The organism is Clostridia bacterium, from assembly GCA_016887505.1.
GTDB lineage: Bacteria > Bacillota > TC1 > TC1 > UBA5767 > UBA5767.
Map to the genome: position 1 here is coordinate 1,345,814 of CP069393.1, position 13,766 is coordinate 1,359,579.

The following is a 13,766-nucleotide window of genomic DNA, read 5'->3' on the forward strand; positions in this document are numbered from 1 at the left end:
TCTCTAGTGAGAAACCAAACCTTTCAGTCGTATATATTCATATGCTGTGCTTTTAGCAGAAAGCAATTCATTTTTGCCCAACAGCTTTTCCTTCTTATCCACCCAAATAGGCTTTTTTCACTGCTTCACTGTTGGCTAATTCATTGGCATCTCCTGAAAGCACTACTTTTCCAGTTTCTAAAACATACGCCCTATCTGCAATGGAAAGTGCCATGTTGGCATTTTGTTCCACCAACAAAATAGTCGTTCCTTCCCTGTTTATTCTCTTGATAATTGAAAAAATATCTTTTACCAAAAGAGGGGCCAGACCCATAGATGGCTCATCTAACACCATAAGTTTAGGTCTACTCATTAGTGCTCTGCCCATAGCCAGCATCTGTTGCTCGCCACCAGATAAAGTACCCGCATATTGTTTTTCTCTCTCTTTAAGGCGAGGAAAACTCGTGTATACTTTTTCCATGCTTTCGGCAATTTTCTTTTTATCCTTCTCAAGATAGGCGCCCAGTTCAAGGTTGTTTTTAACACTCATGTTTGCAAAAACGCGTCTACCTTCCGGTACCTGGGAAAGCCCTGCAGACACAATTTTTTGTGCTGGCATCTTTGTAATATCCTGTCCCTCAAAAAAAATGCTGCCTTCTTTTGGGCGAATCAAACCAGATATGGTATGGAGTGTCGTTGTTTTTCCGGCGCCATTGGCTCCGATGAGGGTTACAATCTCCCCTTCATGCACTTGAAGAGTGAGACCTTTCAGTGCATGGATTGCACCGTAATAAACATGCAGATTATCAATCTTAAGCATCGATTGCCTCCTCTCCTAGATAAGCTTCGATAACGCGTTTGTTGTTCTTTATTTCTTCAGGCGTTCCCTCGGCAATAATCTTACCATAATCTAAAACATAGAGACGCTCACAAATACCCATTACCAAAGACATATCGTGTTCAATAAGAAGAATTGTCAGATTGAAATCCTTTCGGATTTTATGAATCAACTTCATCAAATTTTGTGTTTCTTGAGGATTCATACCTGCAGCCGGCTCATCCAGCAAAAGAAGCTTTGGATCAGCAGCAAGTGCACGTACAATTTCTAGCCTTCTTTGTTCCCCATACGGCAGGTTGGCCGCATTCTCATCTTGTTTATCTTCTAAATCAAAGATTCTCAAAAGCTCTAATGCACGTTCATGCATCTCCGCCTCTACAGCTCTATATTTGCGACCATGCACAAAAGCACTAAAAAGACCATACCGCAAATGGCCATGAAATCCAGTCTTAACATTTTCAATCACACTCATGGACTTAAACAGTCGAATGTTCTGAAAGGTTCGGGCAATCCCCTTATTGGTAATAACGTAAGGTCTTAAACCAGCTACGTCTTCACCAGCAAAGTATAGCTCCCCTTCTGTTGGACTGTACACTCCTGTAAACAAGTTAAAAGCTGTCGTTTTTCCAGCTCCATTAGGACCGATCAATCCAACCAGTTCTCCGGTGTCTATGTGGATATGCAAATCTGATATAGCCGCCAGTCCACCAAACATCTTGGATACTTTTTGGGTTTTAAGCATCATCATTCCCTCCTTTTTTCGGCAAAATCCGATCAAATATTTTACCGGATAACTCCTTATTGCCCATCAGACCTTGGGGTCTGAATATCATGACGGCAACCAAAAGAATGGAATAAATCACCATACGGAATGCACCTAGCTCAATCAATGCCGCATTTAGGAAGGTTACACCCAGTCCTGCAAACACTGCACCGGTAACACTGCCTAGACCACCCAGTACCACCATAACCAAGGCGTCAAAAGACTTTTGTAAAGCAAAGGTTGCTGGCTGAATCATGAAGAAATAGTGGGAATACAGTCCCCCGGCAATTCCAGCAAAGAATGCACCAAGACTGAAAGCCAATGTTTTGTAATAGGTAGTGTTTATACCCATTAGTTCTGCAGCTACTTCATCGTCTCGTATGGTTATACAAGCTTTACCGTGCATAGACTTTATGAAATTGTTAATAATCACTACTGTGAACACGGTCATGACGAAGGTCCAAGTCCAGTTGGTAATCTTGGGAATGCCATTGATTCCAGCTGCTCCACCCACATATTCAATATTCACCAATACACCACGGATAATCTCCCCAAAGCCTAGCGTTGCTATGGCCAGGTAATCACCTCGAAGACGTAGCGTCGGCAAGCCAATTAAAATACCCATTAAAAAAGATACTAAAGCGCCCGCTAGAATAGCGAGCGGGTAGGGAAATCCAAATTGCATGGTTGTAACGGCAGAAACATATGCCCCTATGGCCATAAAACCAGCATGTCCTAGCGCTAGCTGACCGGTAAAGCCTACTACTAAATTCAGGCTAACTGCCAAAATAACGTTTATGCCCGCCCAAATGATGTTCACCTGCTGAAAACTGTTGATAAAGCCGAACACATCTGTGGCTAGAAAAACCAATCCCCAGACAAGGAATAGTACAATACATATTATGCTTAAATTACGTTTACTCATCTAGGCACCTACACTTTCTCGCTGGTATTTTTACCCAGCAACCCAGTGGGTTTTACGATCAAAATAATTATAAGTACGATAAAAACAACGGGATCTTTATATGTTGTGCTCCAGTATCCACTAACCATTGCCTCTACAATCCCGAGCAAAAATCCACCTAACATAGCGCCGGGTATCACTCCAATACCACCCAAGACAGCGGCTACAAAAGCTTTTAGTCCTGGCATGAATCCCATAAGCGGATGAATGGTTTGGTAGTAAAGCCCCAATAGGACTCCAGCTACGGCAGCTAGTGATGATCCAATTATAAAGGTGAATGAAATAACGTTGTCCACATTAATTCCCATGAGACTTGCTGCTTCTCTATCGTGGGAAACGGCACGCATTGCACTGCCAATCTTCGTGTAGCCAACAATATATTGGAGCAGAATCATCATAAGAATGCTAACCGTAAAGATCAAAACTTGGTGACTGGTAACCATAAGATGTCCCCCAAAAAAATGATAGGGTACTCTTTCGATTACCTGTGGAAATGGTACATAGTCTGTACCTAAAACAATTAATCCACCGTTTTGTAATAACAAACTCATACCAATAGCGGTGATGAGTACGGATAGACGGCCTGAATTTCTAAGCGGTTTATAGGCAATACGCTCAATCAGAACGCCAACCACTGATGAAGCCAACATTGACAATACCATGGCGCTATATATGTTCATGCCAAATACGGCCACGCAATAATAGCCTACATATGCTCCAATCATCAGTATTTCTCCATGCGCAAAGTTGATTAGCTGGATAATACCATAAACCATGGTATACCCTAGAGCAATCAGCGCATAGATGCTGCCTAAGGAAAGGCCGTTCAGTATTTGTGCAATAAATGTTTCCATATAACCTCCGGACATGAAAAAGGGGGCTGATTTAAGCCCCCTTCTCAGATAATCTTACTTGGAAGGAGCAATCTTGGTGCTCAGTACTTGCTCCCCATCGACCATTTCAATGATCGCAATCTCTTTAATAGGGTTATGTGCCTCATCAAAAGATAAGGTTCCAGTAACGGCTGGGTAATCAGCAATAGCAGCTAGAGCGTCTGTAATAGCTTGAGGATCTTCGCTACCTGCGTTTTCAATAGCAGTCATCAAAAGTTTTGCTGTGTCATAGCCTAGTGCTTGGAAAGATCCAGGTACTTCACCGTATTCGGCTTGAAACTCTGCAACGAACTCTGCAACTACTGGTGCAGTATCACTAGATGAGAAGTGATTGGTAAAGTATGTATTGTTCAATGGTTCAGCACCTGCAATAGCTACTAAATCAGGTGAATCCCAACCATCTGCACCAAGGAATGGTACATCGATGCCCAATTCTCTTGCTTGGCTAATGATTTTCGCTACTTTTTCATAATAAGCAGGAACGTAAATCAATTCAGCGCCTGCATTTTTGAATTTAGTAAGTGTAGGTCTAAATTCTTGGTCATCTGCAGAGAAGCCTTCTTCCGCAACTACTTCGCCACCGGCTGCTTCTACTTCAGATTTGAAAACTTCATACAAACCTTTTGAGTAGTCATTGGTATTGTCATAATAAATGGCAACTTTCTTAACGCCCAAATCTCCCATAGCAAAGGCAGCGCCTACAATAGCTTGTGGAGGATCAGTAAAGCAAGTTCTGAAAATATACTCACGTGTTTCGCCTGTTACTGGATCTACCGTCACATCAGGATTGGTAGCAGAACCAGTCATCATTGGTATACCAGCATCCATTGCAGCTGGGACAACGTTCAAGCAAGCACCAGAAGTAGCAGGGCCCAACAAGGCTATGATGTTCTCTTCAGCCATTAATTTGGTTGCTACACTCAATGCTTCAGCTGGATCAGACTTATTGTCCAAAATGATAGCCTCAACCATTTTCCCATTGATGCCACCCGCTTCATTCACTTCTTTGACGGCCAACTTGATGCCATCTACAGTATTGCTACCATAGGTTGCAACTGGACCAGATAATTCGTAGTTTACTCCAATTCTAATAGTGTCTGACGCCTCTTCAGTTCCTGCGCATCCAACAATGGATACTGATAGCATGGCAACTAGTAGAATTACTAAAAGTCTTTTCATATGTCTCTCCTTACAGTTTTATTTTAATACTAATCATTATATCCTCTTTTAGCCTCGATTAAAAGAGGGCCTTGCTAATATCTCAGGAAAATTATTGTCTAGCAAAATAGGCACACGAATTGCAAGCGATAGTTTTACATATTTGACATTTTTTTACTAGTATGTCTATATTGTATATAGACATACTAGACAATAGGAGGCGTTATGAAACTTTCTACCAAAAGCGAATATGCTATCTTAGCAATGATATATCTTGCCCGACAGCAAGAAAAGGGATACGTCAAGATAAGTGACATCTGCAAGCATTATTCTATTCCCAAAAAGTACCTAGAAATCTTATTCACAGTACTTCGTCACAATGGTTTCATACAAACTAGGCGTGGTGCAGATGGTGGTTACCAGTTGGCAAAACCAGCTGAAGAAATATCGCTAGCCCAAGTTGTTCGACTAATGGACGGCGCTTTGGCTCCAACTAGTTCCGTCAGTGAATACTTCTATTCAGATACACCACTTCAACAAGAACCAGGTGTCCTGCTAATATTCCGTGAAATCCGTGACTTTATATCAGATAAGCTTGAAGCAACCACGCTCGCAGATTTCGTGATAGAGAGCGTGCATAACGATGAAGTCGAATAACACAATTACTGGTTGGGAAGTTTCCATTGAAAACGAGTCGCACGATAAGAAAACTAGAATGCAACTGTCTCGTCGCGAAATTCGGGCTTCTCTAGTCTCCTTAGCTATCCTAGTTTTAGTTGGCCTCTTGGGTTATTGGCTTGCAAATTGCCCTTTTGAGGGGACCATTCGAATTAGTTCACCAGCCATCCTAGCAAAAGGATGGACAAAGAGTACTTGGGGTATCGCCTGGGAAGTGGTACTGTTCGCTATTATTTTCGAATTTTTAGATTCAACAGCTGGTATGGGCTATGGAACTGCGTTTACGCCACTCCTATTGGTTATGGGATACGACCCCATGCAAATTGTACCGGTAATAATGATTCAACAAGCATGTGCGGGACTAACCAGTGCCTATATGCATCAAGAATATGGCAATATAGAATGGAAGATAAAGCCTCTGTCAGAATCCGTAAAGCTCTGGCTAATCATCGCCGGAGCAGGTAGCCTTGCCACCATTTTCTCCATCACCTCGGTCTATGCCCTGCTCAAATTAGCCAATGTGTGGATCAAGCTTTATGTTATCATTTTACTCATCACCATGGGCCTTATATCCTTAATAAAAGCCACTAGCACCTATAAATACCGTCCCCAAAGAATGATTTTTTTCGGTGCTTTAGCTGGACTGAACAAGGGGATTGGTGGGGGTGGATACGGACCAGTACTCACTATTGGCGGAATACTTAGTGGTATCCCTGTAAAAAGCATGATTGCCGTTACCGCCTTATCTGAAGGCACCGTTTGTGTTACTTCCATTATTATTTGGGCCATTCTAATGAATGCTGGTCTAGGCATAGACTTTGTTCTCTTGCCTTCCATGATGATTGGCAGTGTGCTAGCAGTATTAGCAGCCCCCTACGTTGTTCGCGTATTGCCCGAAAAACGTTGGAAGGTATTTATCCCCATTTATTGTCTACTACTTGCATCCATCAGTCTTTGGAAACTTTGGCCGACTATCTACGCTATTCTCCTTGCTTAATTGCCTATTATACAAAGATTGGCCTGGAGCCCTAACTTCCAAGGACTCCAGGCCAATCTTTTCTCATTCCTACTCATATGCACATTATATATACAAGCTACCAAATTACTTGCATTATTTTACTCTTTTTATCTTAATAACTTCATATGGAGATTCCAATGAGCGATTTTGGTAGGATAGTATATCCTTATTGATTATCATACCATCTTTTATATCGACAGCATTTTTCAATACATCACTATCCGTTTCCTCAACAATATAATGTAAATATGGAAGAATACATTTCGATATTTCCCATGAAGCACTATTCCATAGTAGTGTTGGTGTATGATCTACTGCGTAGTAAGTTACCTTGCCGATATTAAATACCGGATTTGAAAATGTTGTTGGTATCGCAAAACTAAATCCCATGCCTTCATCACAACTTATATCAATAATTAGACATGGCTTAGTGATTTTCTCAATATCGCAATCACTAATAAAAGTAACTGGATCGTTCGTATCCTGTAACATACCATTCACTATAATATCCGCAGCGATTAAATCATCCAAGAGAGGTTTCTTCTCCAAGAACAAATTGATTGTTTTAACCTTACTACTATTATCTTTCACTATTTGCTTGTATTGAACGCCTGGTATTTTATTTGCAACTAAGAAGGAGGGCCGTTGCGTATACACGGTTATATCGCTAAAGCTATGTCCTTTTAATGCAAAGATAGCTCCTCTACTTACAGAGCCCTGGCTGATTATGGCAACTTTTCTTCTTGGTCCATATTGACCATCAATTCCCAAAAGCTCTAATGCATGTTGTACTCCACAATATCCAGCCATTTCATTATTCTTGTTGAATATATGCAATAGTTCGTGACCATTCTGATAATTCATATTTTCCCATGCAATTAAAGTTAATTTTTTATCTATGGCAATCTGAGCAATAATACTCTGTTGCACACTATGGATCCAACCCCATACCAATGTTTCATCCTGCATTTCTTCAAAATCTTCTATAACTGGTTTTGTAATTATAATTGCCTTAAACTTTTTAAATAACTCTTTTCGTTCTAGTAAACTATTACCCGTAAGAGAATATATCGTTTCATCATCCATGCCAAATGGTATTCCATACCCTTTTTCAAAAAATAAGTGTTTTCGTATGTTTATAGGTATTTGACATATATGACTAGGGTGAATAGAAACCCTTTTTTCATTTTCCTTTTTTGACGTTCCTATTACTGCAATGTCCATTTAATAATCCTTCCGTTGTCCGGTAGCTGTTGTAAATGTTAATCGCAGCTTTTTTTCACAAACAATATTTTATAATTACCCAAATTCATTCTGAATTAGGTATCCTATTTTGCATAGTGTAATTTTTTTTTCTTCCCTTTTCTGGTAGTGACTCTAAAACCTTCATGAAATCGAATTCTTCTAGGCCCTCAAGATACTCTATAATGTCAGCAAGTCTCTCATATTCTGCAAATGAAAACAATATAGCATCAAGCTGATTATTCTTCATTATAAAAATTTTACCCAACTCTTCTGCCTTATCCCTGCATCTTTTATAGTTTCTTATCATTTCAGAATTTGATACGATTGCGTTTGTAGAAACTTTCATATTCGTCCCCCTTTATTATTCTACATATCTATTGTAACTTAAATTTTATTATTTTACTACTTATTATTCGTATATTTATTCAAACTATGGTTCTTATATGATTGGATAAACTCTTCCTCTTTGTCAGAATAAAAATTTAGAGGAACAGATTTTTATAATAAAATTTAGAAAAATGATTATATAAAAAGGAGAGTCATCAGCTAACTCCGAATTAGGTACGTGACAAAACGAACCGCAAAAGAAATAAACTGATGGCTTACTCTAATTCTTATGCACCTTTTGAGATAATTCTACTTAATTCCATGACTGTTGAGAGCCCCATGCTAGCATTGCTTACCTGGCTTTGTCGCCAACACTTGGATGTTGTATTCGCAAGTGATGTTAGCGCAGGTAATTCCGAGCCTACTAAAACATGTTAGAAATATCGTGCTAGGTACCGTCCAAGACAATTTGACACTAGAATGGATAGCATGTACCTTATGTTGCTTACAAGCCTCATGACCTTGGTCGCATATCGCTTCCGTGACCGGAAGGAAGCTTTTTCAGACTTAACCCTCATAAATATGATTCAAGAAACATTCATAAAGGTTTCTCTACCAAAAATATTGAAATGCTAGCCAAGAGTCTAGCTATTGATTCTATTTTCAAAATCCTGGTTAGTAATATTATCAAGGAATCACAATCTCAGGTAGATACACTTATTAACAGGTAAGTGGATAAAAACTATCCAGGCTTGCAGCTTAAAGCACTATACAAAAAGATACATAAAGGCAATCATATTACCAATATAGCAGTACATTTTGTCTATGCTCTCAGAAACGATATAACCAAGATTTTATGACTTTTGAACCCATATACAAAGAGTCTAAAACCAACTGTAATTACATGTTTAACTCTCTGAATGAGCGTAGTTCTTGATGAATTCTGGCTGGTTGCCAGTGATGCCCACAGAGGATTGTTAGCTTTAAAAAATTATTCATTGGAACCTCCTAACCGCGCAGTTAAGTTCACTTCATGAGAAACTTCCTAGCCCAAAAGTATTTGGCTTCAACCAAATGAGCAAACAGCACAGCCCTATTCAAATTTTTCATATGCAATACGAATCATACTTTCCAATATCCGTTGAAATTCTAGAATAGAAATTTGAGGGGTCTATCGCCTTCCATAGATTCATGTTACCATCTACCATATTGAGTGCAGCGAGGGCTGACCCACTGGCTGGCCTTACGTGAAAACATAACTCCCGAACTGACTGTTTCTGACATACCAGTGCAGCTTGATTTCACCATAGAGGACATATTCGTTGAGTAGTTGTTTAGACCTCTTTTATATTTTACTCGAACCAATTTTCATCTTAAATGTCTTAATGATCTACCAGTGCTTTTCTCAAATTCTGTTGCCACTTCGTCGGGAATAATCCCGATAAAATAATCTTCCAAAATATTCCATATTTCATCACTACTAAGACCATTATCAAATAGATATGTCAACATGCCTACAGATAATTTATGTCGCAAACCAACAATTTCCAATAACTGATTATGATAGAAATATGGTCGATTGATTATTTCTTTCATGGTTTTTGTTTGGTTAATATAAATATATAGTTGGCTATTTCTCCCTCCTAGTGCCTTATATGATAAAACATCGTAGCTCTCAAGAACGCCCAGTATTGTGAGATATTCTTTGAATTTTTTAGAATTACCACCTTGATTTAAATATAGTTCATTGTCGGTTTGTTCTCGTTCAATATATGTCAATCCTCTCTTGATCCAATTAAAATACATTGTTACAGCATTTTTAAAGCGATACTTTATAACTCCAGACTTTTGCTCACGAGCACTATATGGATTGGAATTAAAATTCTTACAATATTCACGAGCATATATACGCATAGCTGAGATATTAATCTCAACAATGCTTTTCACTCGATATCTCGAAATCCCCGTCTTTCTATGAAGATTATCTGCAAGTACATCAGCATCAATATAAGTACCTTCACGAACGGAGTTATTTATTACTCCACTTAATGCATCATTTACTGCTTTGAAAACATGTTGATGCCCCTTCTTAAAATCAATATCAATTTTTAAAACTGGATCAAAAGCGTCTAAATAGTCAAAACTCAATGCTCTATCTTTTGAATAGAGCATATATTTGAACTTAGGAAAAGATAAATTTGAACTATACTGTCTTTCCCATAGTTGCTTCAAATTTACATTGAATACTGAACCTTCTTCATTGATTGGTTTGGCAATATTCCCATACTTATTATTTACAACTGAGGCTGTTTTTGATGAAAGTTTGAAATATCCGATCTCAAATAGTGGGATTGGACGAACATAAAATGGTGAATATGATAATGACCTTTCAAAGTCTTTTTGAATCAAAAGCATTGCAGTTTTAACTTTGCTTATCCCATCGTCAGGACTGGAAAAAGCATTCTCAAATATGTGAGAAAAGCTCTCTGCATCCACAAGCATTTCATTGCTCCGTTTAGTCTGTCTCTTGGTAGGTTTCCTACGAATGTTATCATTATGGAGCTGATATATCTTCTTAATCACTTCTACTAGCTGGTACTCTTTTACCGTTGACAAACCGTGCAAGCGATTTATATGCTTGAAATCATTGCTCATAAAATCATAAACCGCATTACCCTTAAGTAAGGGTTTTCTTGCAGCTCTACCAATTTCCTGCATGTAATCGCATACATTACCAGTTGGAGCGAAATGCATCACAATCTCGATATCTTCAATATCAATTCCCATTCCAAACGCTTTTGTAGCAATCATAATAGGCTTCTCTTTGTTTAGAAATTGGATATAATTCTCTTGCTTAACTAAGGCATCTAGCCTGCCATGGTACTTTGCCACATACTCGCCTACATCATTAATTTTACAATAATCATGGAAACGCTCTATAAGAGCAACTGTTGGAAAATAGATTAACGTTTTTCTTTCAGTTACTATTGACCTTTTAATGTTCTTAATTAGAAGGTCAAACTTATCAAGCTCATATTCGCTTCTATTTTTAATCTTTTCCCTCTTATTCACAGTTATAGATATATCATCGCGGCGCACATAGCCCAAATAAGTAATGGGATCAATCATATGTAAACTTTGAATAGTCTCTTGATACATATTTTCCAGGCCACCAAAAATCGCAGTTGCCGTAAATGTCGCAATAACAAACTGCATTCCTTCTCTTTTCTGTTGGGATTTTCTCAATTTCATAATATGGTCACCAAGATACCAGTAGTCTGGTCTAAACTGTTTCCCCCAGGTAGTTACAATATGAGCCTCATCAATGACTAAAACTCCAAGCTTTCTCGGTCCGATAATTTGCATTAAATCACTCTTCCCCATGAGTGATTCAGGTGATAAATAAAGAACATTGCATTTCGCCTCAGCAATCTCATCAATTATTTCCTGCTTCTTGATTGGTGAAATATCTGAATTAATTGTTCTTGAGTATTTATAACCCCTAGATTCCAATCCATTCACCTGGTCGTTCATTAAGCCAATAAGAGGTGAAATCACAATTGTAAATAAGCCATAATTCTCTGCTAGATAAATTGCAGGGATTTGGAACATTGCAGATTTTCCAGCACCTGTAGGAGCTGTAACGAATATATCTCTAAAAGACTCTCCATCTTTACATCTTTCGACTTGTTCAACGAGATGCGATATCACGTCGCTTTGTTTTATGTTCTCAATCTCCCTCTTACCATCAGCAATAGAATCCATATCATAGACTTGTATAGGTTTAAAATTATCAGCTCTCCAATATTGCTTTAATATTCTTCTAAAATCAGGATGGACAAATTCATCCGGAGTTTCTTTGGCCTTCTTAACTATACACATTTCCAAGTCTGGTCTCAGTGTGCTAAGAATGGAAATCTTTTTTTTCAGAAGGTCAATATCTAATCCAACATTACTTTTAACTATCTGAATCTTTTCAACCTCATCAGTTAGAACTTTATCCAAGAACTGTAAATAGTCCAATTCATCAAGGAGGTCATATGTCAATACTCCTTCAGAATACAAATGTTCCGGTACATGGATATTACATTCTTCGTAGAAACTAATTGTTCTTTCTTTCTCATCATCCACAAATTGATTAAAGGTGTTATATATTTTTCCACCGATTTCTACAAAATTCGAATATATTTCTGTGTAAGCTTTTGCTGTTTTGCTCATTTCTCCTGATTTCTTAATTTCTGAGTTGTAGTGACTTAAAAGTTCATCTTGGATTTTTGTTTTTATATTGACACAAAGAGGATAAAAATTTTCATATAGGTTATTATCAATAATTATGACCTTGGGATACTGTGCAAATATAAATTCACGTAGTGCAAGGTATTCATCATAAGTAAGGATATCTTTAGATGATTCAAGACGCATAAAATATCCTAATCTGTTCTCCAAAAGTCTATCTAAATCTATCTTTCTTGATAAAACCTCATCAACATTAAAGCCCTTAATAACAACCATTGTTTTAGGGTCCTTATATTCATTAATTAGTTTTTCTAAACTATCTATCATTTCTTTCCTCCAGGTCACCATGCATAGCTTTTATTTCCTGCATTTTACGTAACTTTGAAAGTGCCGTTGATTCAATCTGTCTAATTCGTTCTCGCGTCACATTAAAATGTTTCCCTACTTCCTCTAATGTCATTCTTTCCCCAGTAGTAATACCAAATCGCATCCTGATGATTTCAGCTTGTCTTGGCTTTAGTCGACCAACACAATCATGTAATTGTCTGCTTATAAGTTTTCGCTCAACTTCTTGTTCCACTGTAATTCCCTCTGGAACAAATAATTCAATCAATTGGGTATCATGGTCTTCACCAACACAGACATCCAATGAAGCTGGGCTTAGAAGATTGTGGCTTATAGAAATTATTTCTTTTGCTTTTTCAATAGAATAATTTTCTTCTGATACTAGAAAATCAGTTAATTCCTTATCTGTCTCAAAACTATGGTTTTGAATGGTTTTACGAATATGATTAACTTTCTCAAATAGATGGACAGGTATTCTTACAAGGTATCCATTATCTGGGATGGCTCTGGTAATACTCTGTGTTACCCACCAATGGGCGTAGGTAAGAAACTTACATTCTTTCTTAATATCAAATCGTTCAACAGCTTTTTTAAAACCAAAAAAGCCATACATATAGAGGTCTTCATCATCTAATCTGTGCTGATAACTCTTCGAATACTTTTGAACTATTTTCCATATGAAGCGTTCATTTTTTTGAATTAGTATTCCTAAAACATTTTGATTACCTCTTTGATACATCAAACAGAGTTCTTCATTATTTAGCTTATTCAAACCAGAAGAGTCAAACGCTATTGTTCTATTTGATATTTCACAAGTTTCTTCTAAATGGTCATAATTGCCTTTCGAATCATTGTTTAATTCCTGTATATTTGTAGTTTCATTATCAAAAATAAGGTCTATACCACGTTCAATTAAATAGTCAATGATAATGTACTTATCCTGCAGTGGTAAAAAATCAAACAATTTTTCGAAACTCTGCTCACTAATTTTTTTCCCCACCAGATGTGGGTTGATTAATTTATCGATAAACTCTTTATTCATTGATTTCACCTCACTACCATGGCTATAACCCTTTATCAATACTTGCCTTGCACAATTAAATTATCCTAAATTCACACTAATTCAAATAGTCATTATCTTTAAAAGCCTCTATTTATTAATAATTGCGCACCACAGCAACTATTCCTATCTACCCGTTAACTGAATTATAAAACTTAATTAGACTAAATATGGTCCATGACAAAACTGACATATTATAATTGTCCCATCACAAATCATACGCACCTAGCAACCGGGTAAGCACTATAGAATACATCATATT

General features: G+C 37.7%; 11 protein-coding genes. 2 read left to right on the forward strand and 9 right to left on the reverse strand.

All coding sequences use genetic code 11. The annotated features are described in order from the left end of the window. Nucleotides 1–94: 94 nt before the first annotated feature. The 5 genes from JR334_06540 to JR334_06560 are packed head-to-tail and all read right to left on the reverse strand — an operon-like array spanning nt 95 to nt 4,616. The gene (locus JR334_06540) at nt 95–799 is read right to left on the reverse strand and encodes an ABC transporter ATP-binding protein (GenBank protein QRN84649.1); all 705 of its coding nucleotides are present in this window, start codon (nt 797–799) and stop codon (nt 95–97) included. Continuing rightward, a complete protein-coding gene (locus JR334_06545; protein QRN84650.1) occupies nt 792–1,565 on the reverse strand; it encodes an ABC transporter ATP-binding protein in 774 nt (257 codons plus the stop codon). The genes JR334_06540 and JR334_06545 overlap by 8 nt, the downstream gene beginning before the upstream one ends. After that, nucleotides 1,552–2,505 carry a branched-chain amino acid ABC transporter permease gene (locus JR334_06550; GenBank protein ID QRN84651.1) on the reverse strand — a complete coding sequence of 318 codons (954 nt, stop codon included), beginning with the start codon at nt 2,503–2,505 and terminating at the stop codon, nt 1,552–1,554. The genes JR334_06545 and JR334_06550 overlap by 14 nt, the downstream gene beginning before the upstream one ends. An 8-nt stretch (nt 2,506–2,513) precedes the next feature. Next, a complete protein-coding gene (locus tag JR334_06555) occupies nt 2,514–3,398 on the reverse strand; it encodes a branched-chain amino acid ABC transporter permease (protein ID QRN84652.1) in 885 nt (294 codons plus the stop codon). A gap of 54 nt (nt 3,399–3,452) precedes the next feature. Further along, complete coding sequence (locus JR334_06560) at nt 3,453–4,616, reverse strand: ABC transporter substrate-binding protein (protein ID QRN84653.1); 1,164 nt, start codon at nt 4,614–4,616, stop codon at nt 3,453–3,455. Nucleotides 4,617–4,820: 204 nt separating this feature from the next. Between JR334_06560 and JR334_06565 the strand changes: the two genes are divergently transcribed. After that, nucleotides 4,821–5,252, forward strand: coding sequence for an Rrf2 family transcriptional regulator (locus JR334_06565; protein ID QRN84654.1), 432 nt, complete (start codon nt 4,821–4,823; stop codon nt 5,250–5,252). Then, nucleotides 5,239–6,270 (forward strand): sulfite exporter TauE/SafE family protein, encoded by a 1,032-nt coding sequence (locus JR334_06570; protein ID QRN84655.1) that lies wholly within the window; start codon nt 5,239–5,241, stop codon nt 6,268–6,270. Before JR334_06565 ends, JR334_06570 begins: the two co-directional genes overlap by 14 nt. Before the next feature lie 114 nt (nt 6,271–6,384). Here the strand turns inward: JR334_06570 and JR334_06575 are convergent, their stop codons facing one another. From JR334_06575 to JR334_06590, 4 genes are all read right to left on the reverse strand, one after another. Further along, nucleotides 6,385–7,515 carry an alanine dehydrogenase gene (locus tag JR334_06575; GenBank protein QRN84656.1) on the reverse strand — a complete coding sequence of 377 codons (1,131 nt, stop codon included), beginning with the start codon at nt 7,513–7,515 and terminating at the stop codon, nt 6,385–6,387. A gap of 85 nt (nt 7,516–7,600) precedes the next feature. Further along, complete coding sequence (locus JR334_06580) at nt 7,601–7,882, reverse strand: hypothetical protein (GenBank protein QRN84657.1); 282 nt, start codon at nt 7,880–7,882, stop codon at nt 7,601–7,603. Between the two features lie 1,349 nt (nt 7,883–9,231). Then, entirely contained in the window at nt 9,232–12,426 is a 3,195-nt protein-coding gene (locus JR334_06585; GenBank protein QRN84658.1) for an ATP-dependent DNA helicase RecQ, read from the reverse strand. Next, entirely contained in the window at nt 12,416–13,486 is a 1,071-nt protein-coding gene (locus tag JR334_06590) for a sigma-70 family RNA polymerase sigma factor (protein QRN84659.1), read from the reverse strand. Before JR334_06590 ends, JR334_06585 begins: the two co-directional genes overlap by 11 nt. Nucleotides 13,487–13,766: the final 280 nt, after the last annotated feature.